At 70.2% G+C, this 12948-nt stretch carries 13 protein-coding genes; 9 read left to right on the forward strand and 4 right to left on the reverse strand.

What is annotated here, in order from left to right; genetic code table 11:
* Positions 1-2: 2 nt before the first annotated feature.
* The 5 genes from glmU to ACH4RC_RS24295 all read left to right on the forward strand — a co-directional run bounded on the left by glmU (position 3) and on the right by ACH4RC_RS24295 (position 4524).
* Positions 3-1457, forward strand: coding sequence for a bifunctional UDP-N-acetylglucosamine diphosphorylase/glucosamine-1-phosphate N-acetyltransferase GlmU (glmU, locus tag ACH4RC_RS24275; RefSeq protein WP_398204418.1), 1455 nt, complete (start codon positions 3-5; stop codon positions 1455-1457).
* 120 nt (positions 1458-1577) lie between these two features.
* Positions 1578-2555: a ribose-phosphate diphosphokinase gene (locus ACH4RC_RS24280; protein ID WP_324771365.1), complete on the forward strand. Its 978-nt coding sequence runs from the start codon at positions 1578-1580 to the stop codon at positions 2553-2555.
* A gap of 185 nt (positions 2556-2740) precedes the next feature.
* Entirely contained in the window at positions 2741-3328 is a 588-nt protein-coding gene (locus ACH4RC_RS24285; protein ID WP_398204422.1) for a 50S ribosomal protein L25/general stress protein Ctc, read from the forward strand.
* Between the two features lie 96 nt (positions 3329-3424).
* Entirely contained in the window at positions 3425-4018 is a 594-nt protein-coding gene (gene pth / locus ACH4RC_RS24290; protein ID WP_398204425.1) for an aminoacyl-tRNA hydrolase, read from the forward strand.
* A gap of 50 nt (positions 4019-4068) precedes the next feature.
* Positions 4069-4524 carry a hypothetical protein gene (locus ACH4RC_RS24295; protein WP_398204428.1) on the forward strand — a complete coding sequence of 152 codons (456 nt, stop codon included), beginning with the start codon at positions 4069-4071 and terminating at the stop codon, positions 4522-4524.
* 16 nt (positions 4525-4540) lie between these two features.
* Here the strand turns inward: ACH4RC_RS24295 and ppc are convergent, their stop codons facing one another.
* Positions 4541-7276: a phosphoenolpyruvate carboxylase gene (gene ppc / locus ACH4RC_RS24300; RefSeq protein WP_398204430.1), complete on the reverse strand. Its 2736-nt coding sequence runs from the start codon at positions 7274-7276 to the stop codon at positions 4541-4543.
* A gap of 414 nt (positions 7277-7690) precedes the next feature.
* Between ppc and ACH4RC_RS24305 the strand changes: the two genes are divergently transcribed.
* Together ACH4RC_RS24305 and ACH4RC_RS24310 are read left to right on the forward strand one after the other, a co-directional pair.
* Complete coding sequence (locus ACH4RC_RS24305; RefSeq protein ID WP_398204433.1) at positions 7691-8686, forward strand: acyl-CoA desaturase; 996 nt, start codon at positions 7691-7693, stop codon at positions 8684-8686.
* 23 nt (positions 8687-8709) lie between these two features.
* Positions 8710-9390 carry a TetR family transcriptional regulator gene (locus tag ACH4RC_RS24310; protein WP_398204435.1) on the forward strand — a complete coding sequence of 227 codons (681 nt, stop codon included), beginning with the start codon at positions 8710-8712 and terminating at the stop codon, positions 9388-9390.
* On the opposite strand, the gene ACH4RC_RS24315 is transcribed toward ACH4RC_RS24310, so the two are convergent.
* Positions 9387-9752 (reverse strand): VOC family protein, encoded by a 366-nt coding sequence (locus ACH4RC_RS24315; protein ID WP_398204438.1) that lies wholly within the window; start codon positions 9750-9752, stop codon positions 9387-9389. The two genes, ACH4RC_RS24310 and ACH4RC_RS24315, sit on opposite strands and share 4 nt — an antisense overlap.
* The gene (locus ACH4RC_RS24320) at positions 9749-10564 is read right to left on the reverse strand and encodes a trans-aconitate 2-methyltransferase (RefSeq protein ID WP_398204440.1); all 816 of its coding nucleotides are present in this window, start codon (positions 10562-10564) and stop codon (positions 9749-9751) included. Before ACH4RC_RS24320 ends, ACH4RC_RS24315 begins: the two co-directional genes overlap by 4 nt.
* A gap of 87 nt (positions 10565-10651) precedes the next feature.
* Between ACH4RC_RS24320 and ACH4RC_RS24325 the strand changes: the two genes are divergently transcribed.
* Positions 10652-11149, forward strand: a complete 498-nt coding sequence (locus tag ACH4RC_RS24325) for a MarR family transcriptional regulator (RefSeq protein WP_361071929.1) — start codon at positions 10652-10654, stop codon at positions 11147-11149.
* 291 nt (positions 11150-11440) lie between these two features.
* Here ACH4RC_RS24325 and ACH4RC_RS24330 read toward each other — a convergent pair whose 3' ends face one another.
* Complete coding sequence (locus ACH4RC_RS24330) at positions 11441-12190, reverse strand: LuxR C-terminal-related transcriptional regulator (protein ID WP_398204443.1); 750 nt, start codon at positions 12188-12190, stop codon at positions 11441-11443.
* A gap of 297 nt (positions 12191-12487) precedes the next feature.
* Here ACH4RC_RS24330 and ACH4RC_RS24335 point away from each other — a divergent pair, with 297 nt between their 5' ends.
* Positions 12488-12931 carry a GNAT family N-acetyltransferase gene (locus ACH4RC_RS24335; protein ID WP_398204446.1) on the forward strand — a complete coding sequence of 148 codons (444 nt, stop codon included), beginning with the start codon at positions 12488-12490 and terminating at the stop codon, positions 12929-12931.
* The last annotated feature ends 17 nt before the right edge of the window (positions 12932-12948 follow it).

Raw genomic sequence — 12948 nt, forward strand, 5'->3', positions numbered from 1 at the left:
CCGTGAGCGCCATCCGCCCGGCCGCCGTCGTCGTTCTCGCAGCGGGTGAGGGCACCCGTATGAAGTCGGCCACCCCCAAAGTCCTGCACGAACTCTGCGGCCGCTCCCTCGTCGGCCATGTGCTGGCCGCCGCTCGTGAGTTGGACCCCGAGCAGCTCGTCGTGGTCGTCGGGCACGCGCGCGAGAAGGTCACCGCCCACCTGAACACCGCGGACGCCGCGGTCCGCACCGCCGTACAGGCGGAGCAGAACGGCACCGGGCACGCCGTCCGCATGGGCCTGGAGGGCCTCGCCCCCGAGGGCGCCCTCGACGGCACCGTCGTGGTCGTCTGCGGCGACACCCCGCTCCTGACCGGCGAGACCCTGACGGCCCTCGCCGCCACCCACTCCGCCGACGGCAACGCGGTGACCGTGCTCACCGCCGACGTCCCGGACGCCACCGGCTACGGCCGTATCGTCCGCGACGGCGAGACCGGTGCCGTGACGGCGATCGTCGAGCACAAGGACGCCACCGAGGAGCAGCGCGCGCTCACCGAGATCAACTCGGGCGTCTTCGCCTTCGACGGCCGCCTCCTCGCGGACGCCCTGAAGAAGGTACGGACGGACAACAGCCAGGGCGAGGAGTACCTGACGGACGTCCTCGGCATCCTGCGCGCCGCCGGACACCGCGTCGGCGCGTCCGTGGCCCGCGACCACCGGGAGATCGCGGGCATCAACAACCGCGTCCAGCTCGCCGAGGCCCGCCGCATCCTCAACGACCGCCTGCTCGAGCGCGCGATGCTCGACGGCGTCTCGGTCGTCGACCCGGCCACCACCTTCGTCGATGTCACGGTCACCTTCGACCGGGACGCGACGGTCCTGCCGGGCACGCAGCTGCACGGCACCACGCACGTGGGCGAGGGTGCCGTCGTCGGCCCCAACACCCGCCTGACCGACACCACGGTCCACGCGGGCGCCCGCGTGGACAACACGGTGGCCGACAGTGCGGAGATCGGCCCGCAGGCGAGCGTCGGCCCGTTCGCGTATCTGCGGCCCGGCACGCGCCTCGGCCTGAAGTCGAAGGTCGGCACGTTCGTCGAGCTGAAGAAGTCGTCGCTGGGTGAGGGCACGAAGGTGCCGCACCTGTCCTACGTGGGGGACGCGACGATCGGTGATTTCACCAACATCGGCGCCGCGAGCGTCTTCGTGAACTACGACGGGCAGGACAAGCACCCGTCGGTGATCGGGTCGCACTGCCGGACCGGCGCGGACAACATGTTTGTGGCTCCTGTCACGGTCGGGGACGGTGCTTACACCGCCGCCGGGTCCGTGATCACGAAGGACGTACCGGCCGGTTCGCTGGCCGTCGCCCGGGGCCAGCAAAGGAATATCGAGGGTTGGGTGGCGCGTAAGCGTCCGGGTAGCGCGGCCGCGAAGGCGGCCGAGGCGCTCACCGAGGGACCGGGCAGCGAAGGCTGACCGGAAACAGGTGCGTCCGACACGGCGTACCGTGATAGATGCTCACGATTCGCCTGGCTCGCTGCTATAGGGACGCGCGGGCAGCTGCGGCGGACGAACTCGTCTGAGGAGACTAGTGCTGTGACCGGGCTTAAGACGCAGGGCGAGAAGAAGATGATGTTCTTCTCTGGCCGCGCCCACCCCGAGCTTGCCGAGGAGATCGCGCACCAGCTCGGTGTCGGGATCGTCCCGACCAAGGCGTTCGATTTCGCCAATGGTGAGATCTACGTCCGCTACCAGGAGTCCGCTCGCGGTGCCGACTGCTTCCTGATCCAGAGCCACACGGCTCCGATCAACAAGTGGATCATGGAGCAGCTCATCATGATCGACGCGCTGAAGCGTGCGTCGGCCCGCTCCATCACCGTCATCGTGCCGTTCTACGGTTACGCGCGGCAGGACAAGAAGCACCGTGGACGTGAACCGATCTCGGCGCGTCTGATCGCGGATCTGATGAAGACGGCGGGTGCCGACCGCATCCTCACCGTGGATCTGCACACGGACCAGATCCAGGGCTTCTTCGACGGCCCGGTGGACCACCTGTTCGCGCTGCCGATCCTGGCGGACTACGTGGGCGCGAAGGTCGACCGCTCCAAGCTGACGGTGGTCTCCCCGGACGCCGGCCGCGTGCGCGTCGCCGACCGCTGGTGCGACCGGCTCGGCGCCCCGCTGGCGATCGTGCACAAGCGCCGTGACAAGGACGTCGCCAACCAGGTGACCGTCCACGAGGTCGTCGGTGACGTGAAGGGCCGGGTCTGTGTCCTGGTCGACGACATGATCGACACCGGTGGCACGATCTGCGCCGCCGCGGACGCCCTGTTCGCGCACGGTGCCGAGGACGTCATCGTGACGGCGACGCACGGTGTGCTGTCGGGTCCGGCCGCGGACCGTCTGAAGAACTCGAAGGTGAGCGAGTTCGTCTTCACGAACACGCTGCCGACACCGAACGAGCTGGAGCTCGACAAGATCACGGTCCTGTCGATCGCCCCGACGATCGCCTCCGCCGTGCGCGAGGTCTTCGAGGACGGCTCGGTGACCAGCCTCTTCGAGGGCGAAGCCTAAAAAGCCCGGCTGAAGATCGATTTGGGTACGGCCTCCCCCGCCGAGTAAACTGTCGAAGTTGCTCGGCGAGGGAGGCCGTACTTTTGTACGGCGGTCCGTTATCGACGCGCTCTTCGTAGCAGGCCGTTCGTGGCCGGGTGACCGCCTTTTTCAAGGTCCCCTAGTTCTACGAGGAGTTGAAGAGCATGTCCGAGGTCAAGCTCGCCACCGAGACCCGCACCGAGTTCGGCAAGGGCGCCGCCCGCCGCGTCCGCCGCGAGGGCAAGGTCCCCGGTGTCGTCTACGGTCACGGCGGCGACCCGATCCACATCACGCTGCCGGGCCACGAGCTGCTGCTCGCCCTGCGTACGCCGAACGTCCTGCTCTCCCTGGAGCTCGAGGGCAAGACCCAGCTGGCCATCCCGAAGGCCGTGCAGCGCGACCCGCTGAAGGGTTTCCTCGAGCACGTCGACCTGCTCCTGGTGAAGCTCGGTGAGAAGGTCACCGTCGAGCTCCCGATCGTCACCGAGGGCGAGCTGGCCCCTGGCTCCACCATCCTGGAGCACGTCCTGAACACGCTGACCGTCGAGACCGAGGCCACGCACATCCCGGAGTCGGTCACCGTCTCCATCGCCGGCCTGGACGCCGGTGACTCGGTCGCCGCCAAGGACATCAAGCTGCCCTCCGGCACCACCCTCGCCGTCGACGAGGACGCCGTCGTCCTCCAGGTCCTGGCCGCGCAGGCCGAGGAGGCCCCGGCCGACGCCGAGGGCGACGAGGCCGCGGAGGCCTGAGCCTTCGCCGCATGAAGTCCCGGTGTACGGGGTGGTGGGCACGGCCCGCCACCCCGTACAGCCATCTTTGGCGCCCCCCGAATCGAAGGAACGCTGATGTCCGACGACAACGCCCCCTGGCTGATCGCCGGGCTCGGCAACCCCGGCCCCGAGTACGCGATGAACCGGCACAACGTCGGCTTCATGGTGGCCGACCTCCTCGCGCACCGGATGGGCGCCAAGTTCAAGCGGGCGACGAAGGGCCAGGCCCAGGTCGTCGAGGGGCGGATCGGCCCGCCCGGCCCCGCGAACCGTCGCGTGATCCTCGCCAAGCCGATGTCGTACATGAACGTCTCCGGCGGTCCCGTGACGGCGCTGCGCGACTTCTACAAGGTGCCGACCGACCGCATCGTGGCCGTCCACGACGAGCTGGACATCGACTACGGGGTGCTGCGCCTGAAGCTGGGCGGCGGCGACAACGGGCACAACGGCCTGAAGTCGATGACGAAGGCGATGGGCCCCGACTACCACCGGGTGCGGTTCGGTATCGGCCGCCCGCCCGGCCGGATGCAGGTCGCCGACTTCGTTCTGAAGGACTTCTCCTCGACGGAGCGCAAGGAGCTCGACTACTTCGTGGACCGCGCCGCCGACGCGGTGGAGGCGCTCATCGCGGAGGGTCTGGAGCGCGCGCAGTCCTCGTACAACTCCTGAGTCCGTTGGGAAGTTGACCGTACGCGTATCCATGGCCAAAGATCACGGCCATGGCTTCAGCGGTGGCGGTGGCGGTGTCCCGGCGGATCGCGGCGTTGGCGATCGCCCTGCTCCTGTTGGTGGCGGGGTTCTGGGCGTCGTGGGGCGCCGCGCAGCACGTGGTGTTCCCCAAGGGGCGTCTCCACGGTGAGCTGCTCGTGGAGCGGTGCGAGGGCAGCAAGTGCGGCGGGCCGCTGGCCTCCGCCCCCGACGGCGCGGACGTGTGGATGCGGCGCTCCGTCGGTGTGAAGAAGGGCGCCCGCATCGAGGTCGTCGTCAAGCCGAGCAGCCGGCAGGCCGTGCGCTCGGGGACGCCGGGGTTCTTCACCGCGCTCATGCCGCTGGGCGGCGCGCTGCTGCTCGCGTCGGTCGTGCTCGCGGGCGGAATGCTGAACCGGCGCCTGGCGTGGATCACGTCAGGCGCCGGTGTCGCGCTGCTGACGGCGGCGTTCGTCGCCGTCAGCTGAGCGGTCTCACAACGGGTCAGCCGGTGTTGCGCAGGCCCGCCGCCACACCGTTCACCGTGAGCAGCAGGGCCCGGGCGAGCGTCGGGTCCGGCTCCTCGCCCGCCGCCGCCGCGTCGCGCTGGCGCTTGAGCAGGGCGACCTGGAGGTAGGAGATCGGGTCGAGGTAGGCGTCGCGGATGTCGAAGGTCTGCTTCAACACCGGCTGTGCCGCGAGGAGTTCGCTCCCGCCGGTGACGCGGAGCACCTCGCGGACGGTCAGCTCGTGCTCGGCCTCGATGTTGGCGAACACGTGCTTGAGGTTGTCCGGGACGAGCGTGTCGACGTAGTGCCGGGCGATGCGCAGGTCCGTCTTGGCGAGCGTCATCTCGACGTTGGAGATGAAGTTCCGGAAGAAGTGCCACTGCTCGTGCATCTCGTCGAGCATGGAGTCCAGACCGGCCTCGCGCAGCGCCTTGAGGCCCGAGCCGACGCCGAACCAGCCGGGCACGATCTGCCGTGACTGGGTCCAGCCGAACACCCACGGGATGGCGCGCAGCCCGTCGAGGGAGACGCCCGAGCCGGGGCGGCGGGAGGGCCGCGAGCCCAGGTGCAGGTCGGCGAGCTGGTCGACGGGGGTGGAGGCGACGAAGTACGTCGGCAGGTCCGGGTCCTCGACGAGCTTGCGGTATGCGGCGTGCGCTGCGTCGGAGACGACGTCCATGGCGGCGTCCCAGCGGGCCAGAGCCTCGTCGGACTGGCGCGGCGAGGTGTGCAGGGCGGACGCCTGCAGGGTGGCCGCGACGGTCAGTTCGAGGTTCTCGCGGGCGAGGGACGGCACGAGGTACTTGTCGGAGATGACCTCGCCCTGCTCGGTCACCTTGATCTCGCCCTCCAGGGTGCCCCAGGGCTGGGCGAGGATCGCGTCGTGCGAAGGGCCGCCACCGCGGCCGACGGTGCCGCCGCGGCCGTGGAAGAGACGGAGCCGTACGCCGTAGCGGTGCGCGACGTCGCGGAGCCGCCGCTGGGCCCGGTGAATCTCCCACTGACTCGTGGTGATGCCGCCGAACTTGGACGAGTCGGAGTAGCCGAGCATGACCTCCTGCACGTCCCCGTTGAGCGCGACGAGGCGCCGGTAGGACGGGTCGGAGAGCATGTCCTCAAGGATCGTGTCGGCGGCCTTCAGCTCGTCCGTCGTCTCCAGGAGCGGCACGATGCCGATCTTCGCCCAGCCGGCGTGCAGGTCGATGAGGCCGGCCTCGCGGGCGAGGACGGTCGCGGCGAAGACGTCGTCGGCGCCCTGGCACATCGAAATGATGTACGACTCGATGACCTCGGGCCCGAACACTTCGAGCGCCTTGGCGACGGTGTGGAAGACGCCGAGGGTCTTCTCTCCGGCGGCGTCGAGCGGCGCCGGGGTCGGCGCGAGCGGGCGGCGCGAGCGCAGCTCCTTGGCGAGGAGCTTGCCGCGGTAGTCGCGGGGCATGTCGGCGTAGCGCCAGGACTCCTCGCCGAGCCGGTCGAAGAGCTGGCCGAGGGCGTGGTGGTGGGCGTCGGCGTGCTCGCGTACGTCCATCGTGGCGAGCTGCAGGCCGAACGCGGCGAGCGTGCGGATCGTACGGTTCATCCGGCCGTCGGCGAAGAGGCCGCCGCGGTGCTCGCGCAGCGAGGTCTGGATGAGGGTGAGGTCGCGGAGCAGCTCGGCGGTGCCGAGGTAGTCGCGGCCGTCGACGTGCGGGGTGTTCCTGGCGAGCCGCTCCTTGGTGTTCTCCAGCTTCTGCCGGATCGCGGTCGCCTTGAGCCGGTAGGGCTCCTCGGAGTTGAGCCGCTTGTAGCGGGGGCTGATCTCCGGCAGCCGCTCCAGGTCGGCCTGGAGGGAGGTGAGCAGTTCCTCGGTGGCGCCGGTGTAGCGGATCGAGTTCGACAGGAAGCCGCGCAGCTCGTCGATGAGGTCGAGGGCGTCGTTGATGCCGTGCTCGTGCTGGAGGATCAGGACGTCCCAGGTGACCTGCGGGGTCACGTTCGGGTTGCCGTCGCGGTCGCCGCCGATCCAGGTGCCGAAGGTGAGGGGGCGGACCTCCTCGGGCAGGGAGACGCCGACGCGCTCCAGTTCGGCGGTGAGGTCCTCCAGGACGTCGCCGACGGCGCCCGCGTGCAGCTCGTCGAGGTAGTAGATCGCGTTGCGCGACTCGTCGGTGACCTCGGGGCGGACGACACGCAGCTCGTCCGTCTGCCACACCAGGTCGATGTTCTCGGCGAGGCGGGTGTCGTAGCGGCGGCGGTCGGCCTCCAGGACCGGCGTCTCGAGCAGCTCGGCGATGCGCCGCAGCTTGTTCAGGACGGAGCGCCGGGCGGCCTCGGTCGGGTGGGCCGTGAAGACGGGCCGCACGTTCAGGTTCTGCACGGTCTCGCGCAGGTGGTCCGGGTCGGCGTCCTTCAGGCGGTCGGCGGTGCGGGCCAGCAGACCGCCCTCGGCCTCGCGCTTGGCGCGCATCTCGCGGCCACGGTGGACCTGCTCGGTCACGTTGGCGAGGTGGAAGTAGGTGGAGAAGGCGCGGACCAGCTTGGCCGCCGTCTCCAGTTCGGTACCGCGCAGCAGTTCGGCGGCGGCCTCGCCGTCCTCGCGCGTCAGGCGGCGGACCTTCTCGACGAGTTCGAGGAGCTCGGGCCCCTCCTGTCGGACGAGGGTCTCGCCCAGCAGATCGCCCAGTCGGCGGATGTCGGCGCGCAGCTCGGCACTGGTGCTCGTCGAGGCGGTCTGTTCGGCACTGCTCACAGGTGCGGCTCCTTGCAGTGGTGAAGCTCGTCTGGAGGAAAAGAGTCCCCGGAACCGGGTACAAGTCCCGGGTGGAGATTCAGAGCGGACCGCGCTGTCCGACCGTTCCCAAGGATATGTGTCCGTGCTCGCGGCGCTGCCCGGGGCCTCGTGGCGCCCGGATACGCGCCGCTACGCTTACGACCCCGTAAGTTACGGAACCGTAGGAATGACGGAGCCTTCCGTGGATCTCCTGGATCTCCCGGATTCCCCCGGATTTCCCGGATTTCCCGGATCTCCGTGGATCTCCGTGGATCTCCATTGATCCCGATCCCGGAGGAACTCCTCACCAGTCCTGGCCCGTCTCAACCCTCCACGCCCCCTCCGACCCGCTCGCTCAGCCCTTGACCCGACCCTCGACGTACAGGGGAACCCATGGCCACACAGTCCGACGTGATCGAGGACGCTCCGCAAGGGGCGTCCCGACCCTCCTCCGCCCCACCCGCACCGGCGACCCTCGGCGGTGAGCAGAAGCGGTCCGTGGAGCAGTTCGCGCTGCTCGTCTTCATCGTCGTGCCGTTCCTCGCCCTGGTCGCGGCGGTGCCGCTGGTCTGGGGCTGGGGGGTGAGCTGGCTCGACCTCGGGCTGCTCGTGTTCTTCTACTACCTCGGCTGCCACGGCATCACGATCGGCTTCCACCGCTACTTCACGCACGGCTCCTTCAAGGCGAAGCGCCCGCTGCGCATCGCGCTCGCCGTCGCCGGTTCGATGGCGGTCGAAGGCCCGCTGGTGCGCTGGGTCGCGGACCACCGCAAGCACCACAAGTTCTCCGACGCGGAGGGCGACCCGCACTCGCCGTGGCGGTACGGGGAGGACCTGCCGGCCCTGATGAAGGGCCTGTGGTGGGCGCACATGGGCTGGATGTTCGACGAGGAGCAGACCTCGCAGGAGAAGTACGCGCCCGACCTGATCAAGGACCCGGCGCTGCGGGCCGTCTCCCGCCAGTTCGTCCTGTGGACGTCGCTCTCGCTGCTCCTGCCCGCCCTGATCGGCGGTCTGGTGACGATGTCGTGGTGGGGAGCGTTCACCGCGTTCTTCTGGGGTTCGCTCGTACGGGTGGCATTGCTGCACCACGTCACGTGGTCGATCAACTCGATCTGCCACGCGGTCGGCAAGCGCCCCTTCAAGTCCCGTGACCGCTCGGGCAACGTGTGGTGGCTGGCCGTCCTCTCCTGCGGCGAGTCCTGGCACAACCTCCACCACGCCGACCCGACCTCGGCCCGGCACGGCGTGCTCCGCGGCCAGATCGACTCCTCCGCCCGCTTCATCCGCTGGTTCGAACAGCTGGGCTGGGCGCACGACGTGCGCTGGCCGTCGAAGGAGCGGATCGAGCGCCGCAAGGCCGAGGCAGAGGTACCCGACGCCGCGTGAGTGGCGCCAGGCATGATGGGAGTGTGGCGACCGACTCAAGCACCCCCAGCAGCGCGAGCAGCGACCGGCCCGAGAAGCCACGGCGTGCGCGCCGTACGCGGATGACGGGAGCCGAACGCCGCCAGCAGTTGCTGGAGATCGGCCGCACTCTCTTCGCCGCGAAGGGGTTCGAGGGCACGTCGGTGGAGGAGATCGCGGCGAAGGCCGGGGTCTCCAAGCCGATGGTGTACGAGCACTTCGGCGGCAAGGAGGGCCTGTACGCGGTCGTCGTGGACCGGGAGATGCGCCAGCTCCTCGACATGGTCACCGGCTCCCTGACCGCCGGCCACCCGCGCGAACTGTGCGAGCAGGCCGCTTTCGCGCTCCTCGACTACATCGAGGAGTACACGGACGGCTTCCGCATCCTGGTCCGCGACTCCCCCATCCCGCAGTCCACGGGCTCGTTCGCCTCGCTGATCTCCGACATCGCCACGCAGGTCGAGGACATCCTGGGGCGCGAGTTCAAGGCCCGCGGCTTCGACTCCAAGCTCGCCCCGCTCTATGCGCAGGCGCTGGTCGGCATGGTCGCGCTGACGGGCCAGTGGTGGCTGGACGCCCGCAAGCCGAAGAAGGCGGAGGTCGCCGCCCACCTGGTGAACCTGGCGTGGCACGGCCTGGACGGCCTGGAACCGAAGCCGCGCCTGATAGGCCACCGCAAGGCCTAGGGCCGGGGTTCCAGGAACTCGAGCCGGTTGCCGACGGGATCCGCGCAGTAGAAACGCCGGTGAGCGGGCAGCAGCCCGTCGTCCCAGGTGACGCGAGTACCGCGCCGGGTCAGCCGCAGTGCGAAGGCGTCGATGTCGTGGACGAGCAGCCCCGGGTGGGCCTTGCGGGCGGCCCGGAAGGGTTCCTCGACGCCGAGATGCAACCGGGCGCTCCCCGCCTCGAACCAGCAGCCGCCGCGCGCCGCGAGCGCCGGCGGCTTCGGCGTCTCGGCCATGCCGAGGATGTCGACGTAGAAGGCGCGCAGGGCGTGCTCGCTGCCCGCGGGGGCGGCGAGCTGTACATGATCAAGCCCCGTGATCATGTCGTGACGGCGACGACGAAGATCCGGCGGAACGGGAGCACGGTGCCGTGCGGTGTCGCCGGATAGGCGTCGCGCAGAAGATCGCGGTAGGCGACGACGAAGGCGTCACGCGCGTCCGGGTCGTCGGCGAGAGCGGTGAGCACAGGCCGGAGCCCGGTCCCCTTCACCCAGTCCAGAACGGGATCGTCCCCGGTCAGCAGGTGTGCGTACGTCGTCTCCCAGGCGTCCACCGAGCACCCGAGCCCCGTGAGCCGCTCCAGGTAGGCGGCGGGGGTCAGCACCGCGTCACCGTGGCGCAGCACCCCTGCGAGCCGGTCCCGCCAGGGCGCGGAGCCGGCGAGTTCCCGCATGAGTACGTGGCTGGGGGCGTCGAAGTTGCCGGGCACCTGGAAGGCGAAGGTCCCGCCGGGCGCGAGGGCCTCCAGGAGCGCCGGGAAGGCGTCGGCATGGTCCGGCACCCATTGCAGCGTGGCGTTGGAGGCGATGAGGTCGTACGTCTCCGGGGGCGTCCAGCGCCGCAGGTCGGCGGGGGCGAAGTCGATGCGCCCGCCGTTCGCTGTCCGCCCCGCGTACGTCTCGGCCTTGCTGAGCATCTCCGGCGAATTGTCGTAGCCGGTGATGTGGGCGGTGGGCCAGCGGTCGGCGAGGAGCGTGGTGACGTTGCCGGGGCCGCAGCCGAGATCCGCGATGCGGGCCGGGTCCTGCGGGAGGGCGGGGACGCGGGTAAGGAGGTCGGCGTAGGGGCGGGCGCGGTGGTCGGCGTGGCGGAGGTACTGGGCGGGGTCCCAGGTGGGAGAGGTGGAGGAAGACATGGGGACAGCGTCCCGCCCACTTCTCTCGACGTCAAGTAACTTGACGTCAAGAGACTTCACGTCGACACACCCTCTACACTGATCGTCATGGAGGACGAGGTCGACCGCTTGGTCGCAGCGTGGCGCCGGGAGCGCCCTGACCTCGACGTGGAGCCCCTCGAGGTGCTCAGTCGGGTCAGCAGGCTGGCGCGCCATCTCGACCGTGCGCGGCGTCTCGCGTTCGCCGAGCATCAGCTGGAGCCCTGGGAGTTCGACGTCCTCACGTCCCTGCGGCGTGCGGGCGCCCCGTACCAGCTCTCCCCCGGTCAGCTGCTGACGCAGACCCTCGTCACGTCCGGCACCATGACCAACCGCATCGACCGCCTCGCCAAGAAGGGCCTCGTCGAACGCCTCCCCGACCCGAGCGATCGCCGGGGCGTCCTCGTCCGCCTCACGCCCGAGGGGCGGGACCGGGCGGATCAGGCCCTGGCGGGTCTGCTCGCGCAGGAACGGGCGATCCTGGCGGAACTGTCACGCTCCGAGCGCGGGGAACTGGCGTCGCTTCTACGGCAGTTGACGGCACCGTTCGACAACATCCCCGGATAGCGGGCCGCGCCTCGGCGTCGTGGGGCGCCGGGTGGATGGCGACTGCGGGCTGCGTCGTGGCTGGTCGCGCAGTTCCCCGCGCCCCTGAAACGCGCACTGCGTGCGGCATTCCCCCTAGGAGGCTGCGGCGAAGCCGCGCCTCCTAGGGGCGCGGGGAACTGCGCGAGCAACCACGACGCAGCGCGCGCCCACAATCAGCGCGAACGGGGCAGACGCTCAGGGGCGCGGGGAACTGCGCGACCAGCCACGACGCACGCCGCACCCGACAACCGGACTCGGACTCGGAGGGGCCTAACTGGCCGCTTCAAGATCGGCCGGTCCCACACCCGCCCGGCGCGCGAGCGCAACCGCGGCCAGCGTCGAGTGCACCCCAAGCTTCCCGAGCACGTTCTGCATATGCGTCCGCACCGTATGCGGCGACAGGAACAGCCGCTCGGCCACGGCCTTGCGCCCCAGCCCAGCCACCATGCACCGCAATACCTCACGCTCACGCGGCGTAAGTGACTCGACCAGCCGCTCGGACTCCGTCCGATGCTTGCGCGCCGCGGTCAGCTCCCGCAGCACACCCGTGAGCAACGCCGGAGGCAGATGCGTCTCGTCCCGCAGGACGCCCCGGATCACCGTGAGCAGCCGGGACAGGGAGCAGTCCTTGGCCACCCACCCCGACGCCCCCGCCTGGAGGGCGAGCGCGGCGCGGCGCGGATCATCCCGCTCCGCCAGCACCACCGTACGAACGGCCGGCTGGCCCGAGCGGACGCCCGCGACCAGCGAGATCCCGTCGACGAGACCCTCCTGCGCGGGCCCGTCGGGCACCACGGTCGGCGGCCGCAGGCCTTGCATGGACGCCGCGCCCAGGTCGGCGTCGACGAGCAGCACATCGAATCTGCGCCCCTCGGCGGCGCCCCGGTCGAGGCTGCGCAGAGCGGCCGGGCCGCTGCCCGCGGCCGACACGTCGACGTCCGGCTCGGCAGCGAGCGCCGCCGCCAGGGACTCGGCGAAGATGCGATGGTCGTCGACGACCAGAACCCGGATACGAACCACGTGAAACCCCCTTCCCCGCTCTCTCGTGGAGCGGGGGGTACCCGATCGTCGGGAGATGGATCAACGCGGGTACGGCGCCCGGCGTGCGGGTCACCGCGGTCGCACGGCCGCCGCCGCGTCGGTTCCGCTACCCCCACCCCGGGCGTCGTACCCGGCTGTCTCGCCCCCTGATCAACACCGGCCCCCACCGGTGTTGTCCCTCAGAGTAGGGCTGTGCGGCAGGAGGGGAAGGTAATTCACAGAACTGGTTACCCGTTGGCCGGTCGTCGCCCGTCCGGCGCGTTTAGGGTGTGGCACATGTTTCGCATTGAGACAGAAGTCGACAAAGAGCGCCGCCTTCTGCTCCGGTCGCTGCTCGCGGACGCCGACACGGCGGCCTCGCCCGTCCTGCGCGACCTGCGCGGAACGCCCGCCGACCGCGAAACTCCGCTCCAGATCTGGGCGTTGACGGACGACGGCTCACTGGCCGCGGGCCTCGACGGACACACCTGGGCGACCTGGCTGCACGTGAATCTGCTCTGGGTCGACGACCGGCACCGCGGCGCGGGCCTGGGCTCGCGGCTCCTCGTGGAGGCGGAGCGGATCGCCGTCGAGGAGCACGGCTGCGTCAACTCCCGCGTGGAGACGTGGGACTTCCAGGCCCCCGGCTTCTACCGGCAGCACGGTTACGACGTGGTCGCCGTGGTGCCGGACTATCCGCCGGGGGTCAAGGAGTTCACGCTGACGAAGCGACTCGGCTGAAACCCGTCCGGAACCCC

It is taken from the genome of Streptomyces sp. NPDC016845 (genome assembly GCF_044332585.1).
Classification (GTDB): Bacteria; Actinomycetota; Actinomycetes; order Streptomycetales; family Streptomycetaceae; genus Streptomyces.